The sequence below is a fragment of the Corallococcus exercitus genome, from assembly GCF_003611585.1.
In the GTDB taxonomy this organism is placed as follows: Bacteria; Myxococcota; Myxococcia; order Myxococcales; family Myxococcaceae; genus Corallococcus; species Corallococcus exercitus.
The window spans coordinates 1-13,157 of sequence record NZ_RAVW01000069.1 but is presented as its reverse complement, the minus strand read 5'-3'; the positions used below and the strand labels follow the sequence as shown (position 1 = coordinate 13,157).

The 13,157-nt window shown below is 68.5% G+C and carries 13 protein-coding genes and 1 pseudogene; 6 read left to right on the top strand and 8 right to left on the bottom strand.

Translation table 11 applies throughout. The features are described 5' to 3' along the window. The first annotated feature begins 2 nt into the window (after nucleotides 1-2). The 3 genes and pseudogenes from D7W79_RS43605 (at nucleotide 3) to D7W79_RS11715 (ending at nucleotide 815) form a co-directional block, all read left to right on the top strand. Nucleotides 3-410, top strand: a complete 408-nt coding sequence (locus tag D7W79_RS43605) for an RCC1 domain-containing protein (protein ID WP_208729700.1) — start codon at nucleotides 3-5, stop codon at nucleotides 408-410. 15 nt (nucleotides 411-425) lie between these two features. Continuing rightward, nucleotides 426-524 (top strand): annotated as a pseudogene (locus D7W79_RS45715) (hypothetical protein); the annotation flags it as partial. Further along, nucleotides 522-815: an RCC1 domain-containing protein gene (locus D7W79_RS11715; protein ID WP_338078799.1), complete on the top strand. Its 294-nt coding sequence runs from the start codon at nucleotides 522-524 to the stop codon at nucleotides 813-815. The pseudogene D7W79_RS45715 and the gene D7W79_RS11715, both read left to right, overlap by 3 nt. Nucleotides 816-933: 118 nt before the next feature. On the opposite strand, the gene D7W79_RS11710 is transcribed toward D7W79_RS11715, so the two are convergent. Further along, the gene (locus tag D7W79_RS11710) at nucleotides 934-2,535 is read right to left on the bottom strand and encodes a VWA domain-containing protein (RefSeq protein ID WP_120525450.1); all 1,602 of its coding nucleotides are present in this window, start codon (nucleotides 2,533-2,535) and stop codon (nucleotides 934-936) included. After that, nucleotides 2,532-4,073, bottom strand: coding sequence for an AAA family ATPase (locus tag D7W79_RS11705; protein WP_244221714.1), 1,542 nt, complete (start codon nucleotides 4,071-4,073; stop codon nucleotides 2,532-2,534). The genes D7W79_RS11710 and D7W79_RS11705 overlap by 4 nt, the downstream gene beginning before the upstream one ends. Nucleotides 4,074-4,466: 393 nt before the next feature. Between D7W79_RS11705 and D7W79_RS11700 the strand changes: the two genes are divergently transcribed. Then, on the top strand, nucleotides 4,467-6,005 hold the full coding sequence (locus tag D7W79_RS11700) for a hypothetical protein (RefSeq protein ID WP_120525448.1): 1,539 nt from the start codon (nucleotides 4,467-4,469) through the stop codon (nucleotides 6,003-6,005). A gap of 4 nt (nucleotides 6,006-6,009) precedes the next feature. Here the strand turns inward: D7W79_RS11700 and D7W79_RS11695 are convergent, their stop codons facing one another. Next, on the bottom strand, nucleotides 6,010-6,894 hold the full coding sequence (locus D7W79_RS11695; RefSeq protein WP_120525447.1) for a LysR family transcriptional regulator: 885 nt from the start codon (nucleotides 6,892-6,894) through the stop codon (nucleotides 6,010-6,012). Nucleotides 6,895-6,966: 72 nt separating this feature from the next. On the opposite strand from D7W79_RS11695, the gene D7W79_RS11690 reads away from it, so the two are divergent. Then, nucleotides 6,967-7,812 carry a nuclear transport factor 2 family protein gene (locus D7W79_RS11690; protein ID WP_120525446.1) on the top strand — a complete coding sequence of 282 codons (846 nt, stop codon included), beginning with the start codon at nucleotides 6,967-6,969 and terminating at the stop codon, nucleotides 7,810-7,812. 159 nt (nucleotides 7,813-7,971) lie between these two features. On the opposite strand, the gene D7W79_RS11685 is transcribed toward D7W79_RS11690, so the two are convergent. Further along, the gene (locus D7W79_RS11685; protein ID WP_120525445.1) at nucleotides 7,972-8,352 is read right to left on the bottom strand and encodes a type II toxin-antitoxin system PemK/MazF family toxin; all 381 of its coding nucleotides are present in this window, start codon (nucleotides 8,350-8,352) and stop codon (nucleotides 7,972-7,974) included. A gap of 102 nt (nucleotides 8,353-8,454) precedes the next feature. Between D7W79_RS11685 and D7W79_RS11680 the strand changes: the two genes are divergently transcribed. Further along, the gene (locus D7W79_RS11680; protein WP_120525444.1) at nucleotides 8,455-9,342 is read left to right on the top strand and encodes a CPBP family intramembrane glutamic endopeptidase; all 888 of its coding nucleotides are present in this window, start codon (nucleotides 8,455-8,457) and stop codon (nucleotides 9,340-9,342) included. Here D7W79_RS11680 and D7W79_RS11675 read toward each other — a convergent pair. The 4 genes from D7W79_RS11675 to D7W79_RS11660 all read right to left on the bottom strand — a co-directional run bounded on the left by D7W79_RS11675 (nucleotide 9,306) and on the right by D7W79_RS11660 (nucleotide 13,087). Beyond that, nucleotides 9,306-9,857, bottom strand: a complete 552-nt coding sequence (locus D7W79_RS11675; protein ID WP_120525443.1) for a GNAT family N-acetyltransferase — start codon at nucleotides 9,855-9,857, stop codon at nucleotides 9,306-9,308. The two genes, D7W79_RS11680 and D7W79_RS11675, sit on opposite strands and share 37 nt — an antisense overlap. Nucleotides 9,858-9,924: 67 nt before the next feature. Continuing rightward, on the bottom strand, nucleotides 9,925-10,818 hold the full coding sequence (locus tag D7W79_RS11670) for a CheR family methyltransferase (protein ID WP_120525442.1): 894 nt from the start codon (nucleotides 10,816-10,818) through the stop codon (nucleotides 9,925-9,927). A 4-nt stretch (nucleotides 10,819-10,822) separates the two neighbouring features. Then, entirely contained in the window at nucleotides 10,823-11,383 is a 561-nt protein-coding gene (locus tag D7W79_RS11665; protein WP_120525441.1) for a chemotaxis protein CheW, read from the bottom strand. 15 nt (nucleotides 11,384-11,398) lie between these two features. Beyond that, complete coding sequence (locus D7W79_RS11660) at nucleotides 11,399-13,087, bottom strand: methyl-accepting chemotaxis protein (protein WP_120525440.1); 1,689 nt, start codon at nucleotides 13,085-13,087, stop codon at nucleotides 11,399-11,401. Between the last annotated feature and the right edge of the window lie 70 nt (nucleotides 13,088-13,157).

The following is a 13,157-nucleotide window of genomic DNA, read 5'->3' as shown; positions in this document are numbered from 1 at the left end:
AGTTGGGCAACGGGGCCACCGCGGGCAGCACCCTGCCGGGCCAGGTGACGGGCCTGGGCAGCGTCGTCGCGGTGGCGTCCAGTGGCTGGCACACGCTCGCGCTGCGCGCCGACGGCACCGTGTGGAGCTGGGGCTACAACGGGCAGGGCCAGCTGGGTGACGGAACGACCGTGAGCCGGCGGACGCCCGTGCAGGTGGCGGGGCTGTCCGGCGTGGTCGCGGTGGCGGCCGGCCACTCTCACAGTCTGGCCTTGCTGTCGGACGGCACGGTGCGGGCGTGGGGGGAGAACACCAGTGGCCAGCTGGGCGACGGCAGCACCAGCCGGAGCCTCCTGCCCGTGGCGGTGTCCGGACTGAGCAGCGCCGTGTCCCTGGGCGCGGGCCCGGACTTCTCCTTCGCCATCCGCTAGGGCGGCACCCTCTGGTCCTGGGGGGAGAACGGGTACTCACAGCTGGGCGACGGCAGCTTCACGAACCACTCCGTGCCCTTCCAGGTCACCGGCTGGAGCGGGACGGGCATCGTGGCGGCGGCGGCCTACCACGTCGTGGCGGCGCGCACGGACGGCTCCCTGTGGGGTTGGGGCTTGAACTTCAATGGCTGTCTGGGCAACCCGGCCACGCTCGACAACCTGGTTCCCACGCCGTCACCGGTGGTGGGGCAGAGCGGAGCCACCGCCGTCGCCGCGGCCGAAGGGTTCACGCTGGCGCTGCGTTCGGACGGCACGCTGTGGGGCTTTGGCTTCAACACGGAAGGCCAGCTCGGCAGTGGCCTCCCCGTCTACGCCACCCGTCCCATCCCCTCCCAGCTCTACTGATAACACCGTGAGACATGCGGTCCGGAGCGTCCCTCTGCGACACCTCCTGCACGTTCCGCGCGAAGCCGCCAGAGAACCGAAAGAGCCGGTCCGCGGTTGAGCCTTCTCACCTCCTGGCTCACCTGCCCGGCGGCTTCTCCCAGGAGCCGTCGAGCAGCCTTCCCCAATCATTGAAGCGGTGAACAGGTGAGCACAGCGCGGCCATGGCGTCTCCGGGACCCGCGCCAATCAGGACGCCATGCGCACGCAATCCTTTGCGTGCGGCGGCCTGGGCCATCAGGTTCCGAGTCGCCTCGGGAACAGCGAATTCGCCATCACTGACGAGAAGGAGGTCCGCACGAGACCACGCTTCGGACTCCAGACGGGCAACGGCCCTTTCGAGCGGCACCTGCACGTCCGTGCCTCCACCGAAGGACTGGGTGAGGAAAGCCATCAGCCTCGCGAGCCCTGACTCCGTCAGCGACAGCTCATGCTCCACCACGTCTCCAGGCCCACTGAAGGCGTAGAGGTAGCAAGCCCGCTTCTCCGCGAAGGCCACGCGGGCCGCCTCCAGGACCAGCGCCTTCGCGACCGTTTCAGGCGTTCCCTCCATGGAACCGGAGGTATCCATGCAGACCAGGATCGGGCCACGTGTCATGGCCGGAGAGGCCCGCTGCCGAGCCTCGTCTGCTTCGGTTTCGCTCTGGACGAGTTCCAGCTCGGTCCCCTCGACCTTGTAGGTGAGCAAGGTCCGTTCCGCGCGGCGGGCATGCCAGAGCAACCTCAGCGTCGGGTGTCCCAGCAGGACCGCCTCCGGGGGAAGCATCCGCTGCACGTCTCCAGAGCGCTCGACACCGCGCGTTTCCGACCGGGCAAAGGGGCTTTGGACCTCCCGGCGCTCTTCATGAACCCGGCGCATGGGCCCCACGATCGTCTCCATTACCGGCGGCACGGAGGGGTCCTCCGACGTTCGCATCCGCCCCAGCGCCTGGATGAGCCGCTTCAAGGCGGGAAGCCGCTCCAGCAACTCACGGAGCCGGGCGGTCTCCAACCACCCGCGCGAGCGGAGCAGTCCCCGGCCCAGGTCCCAGCCGCGCCCGAGCAGCATGGCGAGTTCGCCGAAGACCTCCTCCAACAGTGCCCAGCTCCGCACCCGCTCCTGCCAGGCCGTTTGGATCCGCTCTCGAAGCGCGGACTGCTCCTCGAGCTTCGCCCATCGCGCGGCCTCCGAATGGAGCGCGGCGAGCGTCGCCGCGTCGAGCGCGTCCTCGAGGACAATCTTCCTCCCCTTCGCCTTGAAGGACGTGGGCTCGTCAGCAGACGAGCCCGAGTCGGCTCGGGTCTTCTGCCGACGCTGGCGCTCCTGCTCCATCAATTCACGAAGTCGCGACGCCTCCCATTCCGGGCGCTTCAGGGCTCCGGCCGAGCTGGCTTCGAGGATGTCCAGCAGCAAGGCTTCGACGAGCGAGGCCTCGCCCTGGCAGAAGTGAGGCAAGCGCAGGGAAGAAAGCTCTTGCTGAAGCAACTCCGCGGTTGGCCGATCCGGCCACTGGAGCCCATCCAGCGAAGGAAGCGAACCACGCATCAGGGCGTCATGCCATTGGAGCACCCCCGCGACGCGATCCCGAAGGGTGCCATGCAGATGCACGGCGGCCGCGTGAAAGAGGGAGTCCGGTAGTCGGTCCAGCAACTCGTAGCGTCGCTCGAGTGCGCCTGCGTCGAAGCCACCGGCCTCGCTCATGTGGCGTCCCGAGGAAGGGCCAGGACCCCATTGCGCAGTTTCTCCAGGCGCGCGGCGAGAAGGTTCGCATGCGCCTGCCGCTGCTCCAAGCTGGAGCGGGCGGGTCCGCTGAAGCCGGGAGCAATCCACAGGTGCTCATCGACCACCGTCGTGACGGCTTGCACCTGCGCATCCAGCCCTGCGCGATACCGGGAAACCTCCTCAATCAACTCCTGGACCTGCCGCTCCCGGCCCTGGACATGAACCACCGAGTAACGGGTGGGCTCCATCATCGGGGGAAACTGGCAGTCCTCGATATAGTAATTGTTCTTGTCCGCCAGGTATGGCTCCGAGTGCTGCGCATCGCGGTACCCGTAATGGTTGTAGAAGTATTGCTCGACCTCCGCACGGGTCATCCCCTTGCCGCCCATCGTCCGGTCCCTGTTCCGCTCCGCTGGCGCAAGGAAGAGGAGCTCCTTGTCTGAGCCCCGCTTGCGGCGTTTCCCCTCCGGCTTGGTCACCGGTTTGTTCTCATCAAGGAACAGAGGCTGTCCGTCCTCGTTCCGGGCCTGGGAGCGGGACTGCTTCTCCAGCTCAAGCTGCCTTTCCAGCGCTCCCACCAGCTTCGTGAAGCGCTCCGGCTCCGCCGCGGACACCGTTCCCAGTCGTGCCTGGTACCAGTTGAAGATGGCCTCGCGTTGCTCGGGGCGTTCCCAGGTGCAGTGCTGGAGCAGCCAACCGTCCCAGATGGAGGCCTCCGTCCGGCCGTGACTCCACGCGGATACCTGCAACAGATAGACAATCTTGCGCCATCGTCGATCTGAAACGGGAATCCGCTGCTCCTCAAGGAACGCCCTCAGGGCCTTGAGCAGCGCTTTCACCTCCGCGGGCAGGACGACCATCCGGGCTTCGGCCCGGAAGGTTTCCAGCGACGTCCGGCTGAGACGCAGGTCCAGGGGCGGCTCTGGGGGCTTGTCGCCGCGGAGTTCCAATAACGTATCGAAGCCTTCGGCCGAGACGGGGGCGACATGGCAGCGCAACAGGAAGCGGTCGTAGAGGGCCGCCAGCTCCTCGCCTTCAGGGAGTTCATTGCTTGCGCCAATGGCGCAGATGAGAGGTGTTTGGACGCGCTCCGTGCCGTTGTCGAACTCACGTTCATTGAGGAGCGTGAGCAGCGCGTTGAGGATGGCGCTGTTGGCCTTGAAGATTTCGTCCAGGAAGGCAAACGCCGCGGAGGGAAGGTAGCCGTCGGTCTGCCGGTGATAGCGATCGGCTTCCAGTTCCTTGATGGACAGGGGACCGAAAAGCTCCTCTGGAACCGTGAAGCGCGTCAGCAGTCGCTCGAAGAGAGGGGCATCACGGAAGGCCTGCCTCAAGCGTCGGGCCATCTCGCTCTTGGCGGTGCCGGGAGGCCCCACCAGCAGCAGGTGCTCACCTGCGAGGGCTGCAAGCAACGCTAGACGGAGCGGGGTTTCACGTTCGATGAGCCCCACCGCCAGATGGTCTCTCAGGTTCGCGAGACGGCTCTTCAGCGAGGTATCGTGCTGCGGTTGTCGCACTGCGCCTCCGGGCAACTGCATGAATGGAGAGGGGGGAAATCCCTTGAGCAGGCACAAGCAAAGGCGAACCCTCCGAAAAGCACAACACCGGTGCATCCCGGACCCGGTGCACAAGCGAGGCCTGTAGGAGCTCTCCGCGGACCTCGCGCTCGAAGTCCGGGTGGCGCTCCAGGACACGGACCGGAACGCGCTTTGCGCCCCCGGACTACCCTCTGGCCTGGAAAGTGGGGTTTCCTATTGAAACCGAACACATGCCAGTGTGCCGCAATGGAAATGGATGCTCCATGGCTGGTTTATTGCGGATTCTTTGATTGAGCGCGGCGTACGCCTCCGTGAGCGCCTGACTTGCCGCATCACTTCAGACACCTGCGTCTCTGGCCCCTGGAGAATGACATGTCATCGAGTGCGCTGCACAGCACAGGACAGCACACGCTGGGCCCGGTCGTCGTCAAGCGCATGGAGCTCCCACCGCCTCCGTACACGCTCGCCAGGGGCGCCTTCTTCGCGCTGGCATGGGGACTGGCCTTCAGCGGTCTCGGCGTGATCCTGGTCATGAACACGTTCACCCCGCTCGGCGGGAGCCTGGTCGCGTTGGGCGTGGTGCTGATGGCCGTCGGCGGTTTCCGCCTCTCCCAACATGCGGCCCTTCGCTGCGGCTTCACCGTGTACGAGCAGGGCGTCGTCATCTCGAGGACGGACACCGACTCGGTCATCCCCTTCTCCGAGGTCCAGTCCTTCTCCCTCAGGGAGGAGGAGGTGCTCTTCAATGGCATGCAAAATGGATTCGTGCGCCTGATGAACTTCACCTGGAAGGGGGACTGGATCGAGGTCTTCCAGCGCACGCAGGCAAACACTCGGGACACCTTCGGCCCGGTCCTCGACCAGCTCCTCCAGAGGCTCGCGGACGCGGCGAAGGCGAAGATCGAGGCAGGCGACGTTCTGCACGGCCAGGGCTGGATGCTCGGCTCCCAGGAACTGATCGTGGCCTCACACGGCGCCATGCCCCTGAGGGCGCTGACCCACATCGGGACCTTCGACCGGAAGGTATCCTTCTGGCGCGAGGGGGAGGAGCTGCCCTTCTTCTGCGTTGCCAATGACAGTCCCAACGCACGACAACTCCAGCTCCTGACGCAGCGTCAGCTCCAGCTCCGGGAGCGGCCTCAACAGTCGGAGCGCGAGCAGCCCACGAGCGGTCCCCTGGGCCGGATCTTGTTCGAGCGCAAGCCGAGCGCCGGCACCCGCGAGATCGCGAGGTTCCTAGCGATCATCGCGGTCCTCCTTGGCGTGCTGATGAGCATCAACCTGGCGCCGGACCCCGTGGTCGTTCCCATCATGGGAATGCTTTGGGGGGCTGCCGCGGGGCTCGTCTACCTCGCACGCGTGGAGTTCCGCGTGTATGAGCTGGGGGTCACCCAGAGAAAACTCCGCGAGCGCACGCTGCGGTACTCGGAGCTCACGAGCTTCCAGTTCGCCACGGTCCGCACGTACCGGACTGGCGTCTACACCGGCACTGCGTTGGGCATGCGCTTCACTCCAGGCCCGGGCCTCAGGGCCATCACCCATGACCAGATCACCGAAGGGAACGACGCCGACCTGGAGGCGTTGCGCGAGCACGTGGCGGGGATTGTCGCCACCCAGCTCTTCGAGCGGTTCCAGCGGGGCGACGACATCCCGTGGGGCTCCATGGCCCGGTTCACCCAGAAGGGGCTGGTGATCCGGATTCCAAGGCTCCTCCACTACGACGGGGAGCGGCTGCTTCCGTACGGCGCGCGGCTGCGCTTCCACATCGAGCAGGGCGGCTTCTTCCTGTTCGTCGGGCCGGAGACCAAGGCCGCCCTTGCCCTGCCATGCGGAGCAGACAACTTCTATCCAGGGTTGAAGCTGCTGGAGACACTCATGTCGTCCGCGGAGAAGGCCCGGGCCCAGGCGTAAGGCGTCACCCGGCCCCAGCGCGTGCGGGCAGGGGATGCATGCCGTCGCGCAGCCGCGCCAGCAGCTCCGCGACGGCGGGCCGCACGGGAGCCTGGGTGCGCTGCACGGCATGCACCGTGTTGGTCAACGCGGGCTTGCCCCAGCTCACCACGCTCAGGCCCCGTCCCTTCGGGATGCAGAAGCCGGGGACGACGGCGACGCCCCGCCCCTGCGCCACCCATTCCAGCACCTCCTCCAGCTCCTCGAAGTGCGCGGTGCTGTACCAGTGCGGATGGCGCCGGCCGAAGTGGTGGCCCAGCCAGCGACCCACGACATAGTCCCCCTCGTCGTACGTCACCAGAGGCACGTCCTGGAAGTGCTCCTGCACGCGCAGGCGCCGGGCCCAGGTCCTCCCCGCGACGAGCACGAGCTGCTCTTCATGGACAGGCGTCAGCGTGAGCCGGGGATGCACCGTGGACCGGAAGGAGAAGCCCACGTCCACCTGGCCCTCCAGCACCTGGCGGAAGACCTCCTCCGCTGACGGGTAGCGCAGCGTCAGCGCCCGGTGCAGCGACTCCGACTCCCGCAGCAGAGGGAAGAGCACGTAGCGGCCAAAGCCAGACACCGCGGCGATCTCAAGCGGACGGTCCTCCGCGTCCCCCTGCAACACCGCCTGCACGTCCCGCGCGAAGCCGCCCAGGAACCGGAAGAGCCGGTCCGCCAGGGGCGTGGGCACGAGCCGCGCCGACCGGCGTTCGAACAGCGGCGCGCCGAGCGTCTCCTCCAGCCGGCGCAATTGATAGCTCACCGTGGGCTGGGTGCGATGCAGGCGCGCCGCGGCTTCCGTCACGCCGCGAGACTCGTAGACGGTCACGAACGTGCGCAGGAAGGGGAGGTCCGGGAAGTCCATCGAACCTTTCTATGGATTCATGGCGCTACTATCAATTGGCGTTCACGCACCTGCACGCGCACCTTGCCGGGCATGACCAAGACGCTCCCGCTGTTGACGGTCGCGCTGCTCACCGCCTGTGCACGGACCGCGCCCCTTCCCGCTCCTGGCCCCTTCTCGCGGCTGCACTCCAGCCCGCAGGAGGCCGTGCAGGCCTACTTCCAGGCCTCCGACACGGGCTCCAGCCGGCTGCTGCGGTCCGCGTTCCATCCGGACGTGCTCATGCACTGGGTGGACGGGGATGGCGGCACGCTGCGGACGCGGACCCAGCTGGAGTGGTGGCAGCGATTGGATGCGGACGCGAAGGCGCCCCAGCCCGCGACCGAGCGCAGGCAGACGGTGCTCGACCGCGAAGGTCCATTCGCATTGATGGAAGCGGTCTCCCGCTGGCCGGACCATACGTTCGATGACCTGCTGCTCGTCGTGGAGACGCCGGTGGGCTGGCGCATCGTGGGCAAGGTGTTCCAGCGGCTTGGGCCAGGAGAGACCGCGCCCCCGTCGCCTTCCGCGCAGCAGGAGGTTCGCGCGGTGCTCGGCGCGAAGATCGAAGCACACGCGCTCTATAGCCACGCGCTGCTGGACCAATCCCATACACCGGGCTGCCTCTATTACCGCGTGCACGTGGACGGGGTGCCCTTCGCGTGGGGAACCATCTCCGAGGCCGCGGCCCGCTACGCGGCGAACGCAGAGGCGGGCATCCAGGACCGAGAGAGCCCCTGGAACGTCCTGAAGGTGGAGGTCCGGGGCAACGTGGCCGCCGCGAAGCTGGAGGTCCGGGTCGGAGGCGTGCGCTTCATCGACCACCTGCTGCTGGTCCGCACCGGCGGGCAGTGGCGGATCTCCGCCGCGGCCTGGGGCAACCCCGTTCCCCCTCCGTGAGACACCTCATGGCTTGAGCCAGGGCCTTCGTGAACGGGACGTCGTCCTGACGCTGTCCCTCCAACGCGCGCAGCACCGGGAGCAGGTCAGAAGCCCTTCAGGCGTGTCGAGCAGGAGGGCCGCCAGCGCTTCCGCGTCCTGGGAGGCATCCAGTCCAGGTCAAATATCGTCCTCGCGGAAGAAGGAGGCCTGCTGGAAGCGCAGGCCCGCGAGGATCTGCTCGACCCGCGCGTCGGAGAGCGCCCCGATGCGCTCGCCGAGCCGGGCCTTCTCCACCGAGGACACCTGCGACACGACCACGACGCTCCGCTTCGCCAGCTGGCCCTCCCCCTCTTCGAGCAGCACGTTGCCGGGCTCGCCCGCCTTCTTCAGGTTGGAGGTCAGCGCGCACACGATGACGGTGTGGATGCGAGAGCGATTGAAGACGTCGTCCTGGATGACGACGTGGGGGTGGGCAATGGCCGGGACGGAGCCGCGCGCCTCGTCCGGCTCGCACCAGAAGAGGTCACCTCGGCGGATTGTCTTCGGGCCCGTGCTCATGCGGCGGGTTGTCCCACGCGGTGTCGAATGGGGGCAATCCTTCCCCGGCCCGCGCGTTGGTTGTAGGCAGGGTACGCATCCAAGCTCGTGAGGAGAATCACCATGCGGTCCGTGTTCCGGGATGGCGAAGGGCACTTGCGCAACGGCTGGAAGGCCCTGGGCTTCTTCCTGCCGACGTTCTTCCTGGTGGGCCTGCTGATGTGGATCTCGACGCTGCTGCCCGCGTCCGTGAAGCCGTTCGTGCCCCACCCCTTCCTCGCGTTCCTGGGGGTGCTGCTCGGGACCCTCGGGGCCCTGCGGCTCGAGCGCCAGCCGCTGGCGTCGCTCGGCATCTCCGTGGGCCAGGGCCCGGCCCGCCACTTCGGCGCGGGCGTCCTGGGGGGCATGGTCCTGGTGGGGCTCGTGGCCGTCTGCGGCTGGGCGGCCGGTGGCTACCACCTGGAGCGCGCCGGGAATCCCCAGGCGACCGCGGTCATGAAGGCGGCCTGGATGATGCTGGGCGTGGCCCTCTTCGAGGAGACGCTGTTCCACGGCTACCTCTTCCAGCGCGTCATCCGGGGCCTGGGCACCTTCTGGGCGCAGGTCGTCCTCTCCCTCATCTTCTGCCTCGCCCACCCCTTCAACACCCAGATGGACGTCCCCACGCGCATCGTGGCGATGCTCACCACCTTCCTCGCGGGCTGGATGCTGGGCCTGTGCTACCTGCGCACGCGGCACCTCGCGCTGCCGGTGGGCGTGCACATGGGCTGGAACTGGTTCCTGGGCGTGATGGGCTTCGGCGTGAGTGGCAATGAGTCCCACGGCTGGTGGACGCCCGTCTTCCACGGCCGCCCGGAGTGGCTCTCGGGCGGCGCCTATGGCCTGGAGGCGTCCATCTTCAGCGTCGCGGTCCTGGCGCTGGCCATCGTCGGCCTGACGCGCTGGAAGGGCTCCGCCGCGCGGGACGGCCACGTTCAGCGGGAGGACCACTCCCTGGCGAGCAACGCGTAGTGGAACTCGTCTCCCCAGGCGCCCTTGAAGAAGATGTTCTCAAGGAAGTGCCCCTCGCGGCGCATGCCCAGGCGCTCCAGCAGCATCGCCGCCGCGGTGTTCTTCGCGTCCGTCACGGCGAACACCCGATGCAGGGACAAGGTGCCGAAGAGGTAGCCGAGCAGCGCCTTCACGGCCTCGGTGCCCAGGCCCTGGCCCTGGTGCTCGCGTGACAGCGTGAAGCCAATCTCGCCCAGGCGCGGATCATCCGCGTCCACGCGCAGCGCGCAGTCCCCGATGAGCGCGTTCGTGGCCTTCAGGGCGATGGCGAACTGGAACCAGCCGGGCTCGCCGGGCTGGCGCTCCCGCATGGAATCAATGAGCTGCATTCCCCGCTGCGCGTCGTAGTCCGTCCAGCTCTGGAACCGCGCCACCTCCGGGTCGTTCCGGTAGGCCACCAGGGCGTCCAGGTCCTCCGGCTCCAGCCGCCTCAGCACGAGCCTGGGGGTCTCCACCTTGTCAAACGCAGGTTTCATCGTGCGCGCAGGCTAGCGCATCCGGTGGGGCCGGCCGGCCGTGCAACAACGGCCAGCGGCGCGCCCGCTACTCGCGCGACGGCAGCGGCGGGCCCGGGCGCGGCGTGTACACGTTCGCGCTCACGGACCGCGCAGCGGCGGTAATGCCAATCAGACTCTCCGCGTGCCCCAGGAAGAAGTAGCCCGTCTCCGGCAGCCGTGACAGCAGCCCCTGGATGACGCGCGTCCGGGCTTCCGCGCCGAAGTAGATGAGCACGTTGCGGCAGAAGATGATGTCGAACGGCCCCATCGGCCAGGTGGCTGGCGCGTGCAGGTTCGCGCGCGCGAAGCGCATGAACTGGCGCAGCTCCGGCCCCGCCGTCATCAGCCCCTCCTGGGTGCGCACGCCCTTCAGCATGTACTTGCGCAGCAGCGCCTGCGGAATGGTCCGGGCCCGCTCCAGGCTCCAGAGGCCCTCCTCCGCGCGCTTCACCGCCCAGGTGGACAGGTCCGTGGCGACGACCTCCAGGCTCCATCCGGAGCCCTTGGGGAACGCCTCCAGCAGCTCCATCGCCAGCGAGTACGGCTCCTCTCCCGTGGAGCACCCGGCGCTCCAGACGCGGATGCTCCGGGGCCGCCGGCCCTGCGCCGCCTGGGCGCCCCACTCCGGGAAGACGTGGTCGCGCAGCAGCTCGAAGTGCCGGGGCTCGCGGAAGAAGGACGTCTCGTGCGTGCAGAGGCTGTCGAGCATCCGCACCTTCTCCGCCTCGTTCCCCCGCGCGGTGACGAACGCGTGGTACGCGGCGAAGGACGTCAGCCCCAGCTCCCGCATCCGCCGCGACAGCCGGTTCGCCACCAGCGCGCTCTTGGCCGACGACAGGTGGATGCCGGCCTCCGCCTCCACCAGGTGCTGGAACAGCGCCAGCTCCGAGCGCGACAGCGCCGGAGGCAGCGAGGAGGGCCAGGGGTCCTGCCCGCTCATCCCCTCACCCGTTGCCTGACGCTTCCGGTGCCGGCGGCGCCTCCGGAGCCTGGGACGGCACGGGGGGCGGGGCCTCTTCGGAGGCGGTCGTCAGCTTGAGCAGCTCCTCCAGCGACAGGAGCCGGTCCAGGTCCAGCAGCAGGATGAACCCGTCGTTGTGGCGGCCCATGCCCCGCAGGAACTCCAGCCGCACGCGCGTGCCGAAGGCGGGGGGCGGCTCGATGTCCGCGGGGCCCAGCTCCAGCACCTCGCGCACGGTGTCCGTGAGCAGCCCCAGCACCGTCTGCTGGCCGTCGAGCGCCACCTCCACGATGACGAAGCAGGACCAGCGGGTGATGGGCCGGGGCGGCAGCCCGAACTTCACCGCCAGGTCCACGACGGGCACCACGCTGCCGCGCAGGTTGATGACGCCCTGCACGGCCGCGGGCATGCCCGGCACTCGCGTGACGGGGCGGTATTCGATGATCTCCCGCACCCGCAGGAGGCCCACGGCGTACTCCTCGCCCGCGAGCATGAAGCTGAGGTAGCTGGATTTGCCGCCGCCCGGTTCGTTGGAAGGGTTCATGGTGCGCGCGCCTCCCTAGAACCGCTGGAAGTCATGGGGGGCCGGAGCATCCGCGCCGTTCTGGAGCCGGGCCAACGCGGTGGGCGTGGACGCGCCGAGCGGCCCCTGCGCCGCCGCCTGGAGTCCCCGCGCGGGCGAGGCCGGCAGCCGGGACGCCGGAGCGCGCGGCGCGACGTGGTGGTTGAAGCTGAGGCCCTCCATGAGCCGGAAGAAGGTCATCATCTGCAGGAGGGACTCGGCCTGGGTGGCCATCTCCTCCGCGGTGGAGGACAGCTCCTCCGCGGCGGACGCGTTGCGCTGGGTGACCTGATCCACCTGCGTCATGGCGCGGTTCATCTGCGACACGCCGATGGACTGCTCGCGCGAGGCGTTGGTCACCTGCTGCACCAGCTCCGACGTGCGGCGGATGGCGGGCACCAGCTCCGACAAGAGCTGGCCGCTGCGCTCGGCGACCTTCACGCTGGAGGTGGCCAGGCCGCCAATCTCCTTCGCGGCCTTCTGGCTGCGCTCCGCCAGCTTGCGCACCTCCGTGGCGACGACGGAGAAGCCCCGGCCGTGCTCACCGGCGCGCGCCGCTTCCACCGCGGCGTTCAGCGCGAGCAGGTTCGTCTGGTAGGCGATCTCCTCCACGATGGAGATGCGCTCCGCGATGGCGTTCATCGCCTCCACGGTCTCCTTCACCGCGCGGCCGCTCTCCTCCGCGTCGCGGGCGCCCTTGAGGGCCGTCTGCTCCATCTCCCGGCTGTTCTCCGAGTTCTGGCGGATGCTGACGTTGAGCTGCTCCAGGCTGGCGGTGGTCTCCTCCACGGAGGCCGCCTGGGAGCTGGTGCCCTGCGACAGCCCCTGCGCGGCGGACGCCACCTGGAGGGACGCGGACGACAGCGAGCCCGCGGCGCCGCGCACCTCGCTGATGACGCCCGACAGCCGCTGGATCATGTCCCGCATGCTGGTCATCATCCGGCCCGTCTCGTCGGTGCCCCGGGCGGTGATGTTCGCCGTGAGGTCGCCGGCCGTCACCTGCGCCGTCACCTGCACGGCCTCCGTCAGCGGCTGCACGATGCTGCGGGTGAGGAAGTAGGACAGCAGGGCCGCGAGCACCACGCCCATCACGCCGCCAGTGATGATCACGTTGTACAGGTCCTGCGCCATGGCCCCGGTCCGGGCGGTGCGCTCCTGCAGGAGGGCCGCCTCGTCATCCGCCAGCTTGGTGAGCAGCATCCGGATGCGGTCCGCGGTCTGCTTGCCGCGCGCGGACTGCTCCACCGCGACCAGCTGGGCCAGCTCCCCCCGGCCCGCGTTGACCTCGCGGCGCTGGGCGATGAGGGGTTCCAGGTGCTGGGTGATCCATTGCTGCAGCAGGTCGCGGATCTCCTGCTGACGCTCCTGCTCGCGGTGGTCACGCTGGGTGAGCTCGCGGATGCGGTCCAGGTTCTGCGACACGCTCAGCCGGGACAGGTTGTAGGGCTCCAGGAACTTGTCGTCGCCGGTGATGATGAAGCCGCGCTGGCCCGTCTCCAGGTCGGCCATGTCCCCCTCCAGGGTGCGCACGGCGATCATCACCTGGTGGCTCTCGGTGTCGCCCTCGGCGGACTTCGCGACCTTGTCCAGGGTGGTGTACACGGCCGTCACCACACCGATGATGATGGCGACCATCGCGCCGAAGGCGAGCGTCAGCTTCGCCGTGATGCTCAGATTGTTGAACATGGGGGACTCCGGAACAGCGACTGACCGCTACGGCGCCCGGGGGGCGTTCGCGGGGGAAGGGGTTTCCAGG

Bases quoted from the DNA above. Each gene is read 5' to 3' on its own strand.
- D7W79_RS11710 (WP_120525450.1), bottom strand. From the start codon at position 2,535: ATGAGCGAGGCCGGTGGCTTCGACGCAGGCGCACTCGAGCGACGCTAC.
- D7W79_RS11700 (WP_120525448.1), top strand. From the start codon at position 4,467: ATGTCATCGAGTGCGCTGCACAGCACAGGACAGCACACGCTGGGCCCG.
- D7W79_RS11695 (WP_120525447.1), bottom strand. From the start codon at position 6,894: ATGGACTTCCCGGACCTCCCCTTCCTGCGCACGTTCGTGACCGTCTAC.
- D7W79_RS11690 (WP_120525446.1), top strand. From the start codon at position 6,967: ATGACCAAGACGCTCCCGCTGTTGACGGTCGCGCTGCTCACCGCCTGT.
- D7W79_RS11685 (WP_120525445.1), bottom strand. From the start codon at position 8,352: ATGAGCACGGGCCCGAAGACAATCCGCCGAGGTGACCTCTTCTGGTGC.
- D7W79_RS11680 (WP_120525444.1), top strand. From the start codon at position 8,455: ATGCGGTCCGTGTTCCGGGATGGCGAAGGGCACTTGCGCAACGGCTGG.
- D7W79_RS11675 (WP_120525443.1), bottom strand. From the start codon at position 9,857: ATGAAACCTGCGTTTGACAAGGTGGAGACCCCCAGGCTCGTGCTGAGG.
- D7W79_RS11670 (WP_120525442.1), bottom strand. From the start codon at position 10,818: ATGAGCGGGCAGGACCCCTGGCCCTCCTCGCTGCCTCCGGCGCTGTCG.
- D7W79_RS11665 (WP_120525441.1), bottom strand. From the start codon at position 11,383: ATGAACCCTTCCAACGAACCGGGCGGCGGCAAATCCAGCTACCTCAGC.
- D7W79_RS11660 (WP_120525440.1), bottom strand. From the start codon at position 13,087: ATGTTCAACAATCTGAGCATCACGGCGAAGCTGACGCTCGCCTTCGGC.